Below are 3,512 nucleotides of genomic sequence, written 5' to 3' on the forward strand. Positions count from 1 at the left end.
GGCATAATCATAAACTCCTGAAAATCCACCGTGTTGGCCGCATGTTTTCCGCCATTTAAAATATTCATCATGGGAACAGGCATCAGTCTTGGACCCACGCCGCCCAAATAGCGGTACAGGGGAAGCCCCACTGCGGCTGCCGCAGCCTTTGCCACAGCCATGGACACCGACAGCATGGCATTGGCTCCCAGATTTCCTTTGTTTTCCGTCCCGTCCGCCTCCATCAGCATCCTGTCTATCACAATCTGTTCCAATGCGTTTTTTCCCAAGAGCACACTGGCTATTTTCTCATTGACATTTTTTACGGCATGCTGTACGCCAAGGCCAAAATACCGTGTCTCTCCGTCCCGAAGCTCCACCGCTTCAAACCGGCCTGTGCTGGCCCCCGAGGGCACCGCCGCAAGACCCGCATATCTGCGCCCATTTTCCCTGTTTTCTACTTCCACCTGGGCTTCCACAGTGGGATTCCCTCTGGAATCCAGAATTTCTCTGGCGTGTACCTCCTTTATTTCCAAATACCGCTGCATAAAAAAAGCCTCCTTATGGGATACAATCATTACATCAAGATGAAGTATCTCCAAAAGGAAGGCTTTTATACCTTTAATAAACCTTTCCTGCCAGAATTTCACAGTAGTCCTTGTAATTTTTTTCAAGCAGAACCGGCGTGTCCAGGCCATAAGGACATTTCGACCTGCACTTTCCGCAATGCAGGCAATCCTCGATCTTTTTCATTTTCGCCTGCATTTCTTCCGTAAGCTGTGCCGCCGAGGGCGCCCTTCTGATCATAAGGCTCATACGGGCACAGTTATTGATTTCAATTCCCACAGGACAAGGCATACAATATCCGCAGCCTCTGCAGAAGTCTCCCGAAAGCTCTTTTCTGTCCTGCTCGATGACCGCCAAAAGGGTTTCGTTCAGCTTTGGCGGGTTGTCGATATAGCATAAAAACTCATCCAGCTCCCGCTCTCTTTGCACGCCCCAGATGGGAAGCACATTGTCATACTGGGCCAGATAGGCATAGGCCGCCGCTGAATTGGTAATCAGCCCTCCCGACAACGCCTTCATTGCGATAAATCCCATGCCGGCCTTTCTGCTTTCCTCCACCAGGGCGATATCCTTGTCCGTAGCCAGGTAGCTGAAGGGAAACTGCAGCGTCTCATACAGGCCGCTCTCCACCGCCTCATGAGCCACCTTAAGTCTGTGGTTGGTAATGCCGATATGCCGGATCATTCCCTTTGCCTTCGCCTTCAGCATGGCCTCATAAAGACCGGTGCCATCCTCCGGCTTAGGGCAGAAGGCGGGATTATGAAACTGATAAAGATCAATGTAGTCTGTCTGCAGCATTTTTAAGGAGGTCTCTAAATCGCGCCAAAAGCCCTCTGCATCCACCGCTCCGGTCTTGGTGGCGATATAAACCTTTTCCCGCATTCCCAAAAAGGCCTCTCCCACCTTTTCTTCACTGTCCGTATAATATCTGGCAGTGTCAAAAAAGGTTATGCCATAGTCATATGCCTTGCGCAAAAGCCTTACCGCCTCTTCCTTGGATATCCTCTGGATCGGCAGTGCTCCGAAGGCATTTTTCTGTACGGTAATGCCTGTTTTTCCCAACGTAACTTCAGCCATTTTTCCTCCTCCACAGCGCTTCCTGCAAAAAAGTGCTTCCTGCAGAATCATGTTTTAAGACGGCTCTCTTATTTTTTTATCAGAAGGGATTTGCCCGTCATTTCCGCCGGCTGTTCCATTCCCATGATCTCGATCAGAGTGGGTACGATATCCGCCAGACAGCCGCCGTCCCTCAGGGTATAGGCCGGATCGTAATTTACCAGAATAAAGGGCACCTGATTGGTGGTATGGGCCGTAAAGGGCTCTCCTGTCTCATAGTCCACCAGCTGCTCTGCGTTTCCATGGTCCGCACAGATGAACATCACGCCGTCCGTCTCCTTGATGGCCTCCACTGCCTTTCCCACACAGGCGTCCACCGCCTCCACAGCCTTCACAGCCGCTTCCAGCACACCGGTGTGTCCTACCATGTCCGGGTTTGCAAAATTGATGATCACTACGTCATACTTTTCGGATCGGATGGCCTCCGTCAGCTTATCACAAACCTCATAGGCGCTCATCTCAGGCTTCAGATCATAGGTTGCCACCTTGGGAGAATTTACAAGGATTCTGTCCTCACCCTCATTGGGCTTCTCCACACCACCGTTAAAGAAGAAGGTCACATGGGCGTATTTCTCCGTTTCCGCAATGCGGGCCTGGGTCATGTGGTGTGCTGCAAGCCATTCCCCAAAGGTATTGGTGATGGAAACCTTGTGGAAAGCCACCTCTTTGTTGGGGATGGTGGGATCATAATCCGTAAAGCATACAAAGACGATATCTTTTCTGGGTCCTCTGTCAAAGCCCTTGAAATCATCGTCGCAGAAGGCTCTTGTGATCTCCCTTGCCCTGTCGGGACGGAAGTTAAAGAATACAACGGAATCCTTGTCCGACACCACGCAGACAGGCTTTCCATCCTCCAAAACCACTGTGGGCTTTACAAACTCGTCGGTCTCATCCCTGTCATAGGATGCCTGAATGCCGGATACGCCGCTTTCCGCAGTCAGCCCCTCCCCTTTGGTCATAGCATCGTAGGCCAGCTTCACACGATCGTAGTTGTTGTCCCTGTCCATAGCGTAGTAACGTCCCATGACAGAAGCGATCCTGCCTGTGCCGATCTTGTCCATCTCTTTTTGGAGCTCCTGGGCAAATTCCTTTCCGCTGGCAGGGGGCGTGTCCCTTCCATCCAAAAAGCAGTGCACATAAACCTTATCAAGGCCGTTTCTCTTTGCCAGCTCCAAAAGCCCATAAAGATGGGTATTGTGGCTGTGAACGCCTCCATTGGACAAAAGCCCCATAAGATGTAAGGCGCTGTTGTTTTCCTTACAGTTCTCCACCGCCTTAAGCAGAGCGGGATTTTCAAAAAAGGTGCCGTCCTGAATTTCCTTTGTGATTCTGGTGAGCTCCTGATACACGATGCGTCCTGCTCCCATGTTCAGGTGCCCCACCTCGGAATTTCCCATCTGGCCCTCGGGAAGCCCCACAGCCATGCCGCTTGCATTTCCTCTCACAAAAGGATATTCCTGCATCAATTTATCCATAACAGGAGTCTGTGCCTGTGCCACGGCATTTCCCTCGGTTTTGTCATTCAGGCCATAGCCGTCTAAAATCATTAAAACTACCGGTCTCTTGTTCATATTTGTCCTCATTTCTGCGCCGCCTTCTACGCCTCCCGGGTTTGCGGCGGCAGCGCGGCCGCAAACCCGGATTCCTTAGCAAATTATACACGCAAAATTCTTGCCACGCAATAGTAACTTCCTCAAAGAAAGGATTGTTTTTTCTCAAGTAACGCTATAAAATGTACTGTAAAACTATTTATACACAGGAGCTTACTATTATGATTACCCTCTTATCCAAATTTTTCATCAAAAACAGAGAAGAAACACAAGACCCTGGCGTCCGGCAGGCCTATGGGG

Annotated in this window: 3 protein-coding genes; all 3 read right to left on the bottom strand. The window is 50.5% G+C overall.

What is annotated here, in order from left to right:
• A partial coding sequence (locus tag AC1WIP_RS13250; protein ID WP_481142272.1) for a phosphopyruvate hydratase family protein occupies positions 1-527 on the bottom strand: 527 nt, incomplete at its 3' end.
• A gap of 73 nt (positions 528-600) precedes the next feature.
• A complete protein-coding gene (locus AC1WIP_RS13255) occupies positions 601-1,623 on the bottom strand; it encodes an aldo/keto reductase (protein ID WP_481142273.1) in 1,023 nt (340 codons plus the stop codon).
• 68 nt (positions 1,624-1,691) lie between these two features.
• The gene (gpmI, locus tag AC1WIP_RS13260) at positions 1,692-3,233 is read right to left on the bottom strand and encodes a 2,3-bisphosphoglycerate-independent phosphoglycerate mutase (protein WP_481142274.1); all 1,542 of its coding nucleotides are present in this window, start codon (positions 3,231-3,233) and stop codon (positions 1,692-1,694) included.
• Between the last annotated feature and the right edge of the window lie 279 nt (positions 3,234-3,512).

It is taken from the genome of Acetatifactor sp., assembly GCF_982438285.1.